Here is a 342-nt window from a genome sequence, read left to right on the forward strand (position 1 = left end):
TCGGCCTTGGGAATTCCGGAAACTTCAACATCGGGTTCGGCAACTCGGGCAGCGGAAACATCGGCATCGGGAATTCAGGTAATTACAACATCGGCTTCGGTAACTCGGGTAACGGGAACGCCGGTTGGTGGAATTCCGGCGTCGGAAACACGCTGGCGTCCAACTCCGGCAACTACAACACGGGTTTCTGGAACTCCGGCAACTTCAACACCGGGTTATTGAATTCGGGCAACACCAACACCGGCCTGTACAACTCCGGTCATACGAACACCGGCCTGTTCAACTCCGGCAGCACCAACACCGGCCTGGACAAATCAGGAACCACCAACACCTACTCCGACA

Annotated in this window: 1 pseudogene; it reads left to right on the forward strand. The window is 56.1% G+C overall.

The features are described from left to right. A pseudogene (locus BST40_RS28620) lies at positions 1 to 342 on the forward strand (PPE family protein); the annotation flags it as partial.

Source organism: Mycobacterium persicum (assembly GCF_002086675.1).
Lineage (GTDB): Bacteria > Actinomycetota > Actinomycetes > Mycobacteriales > Mycobacteriaceae > Mycobacterium > Mycobacterium persicum.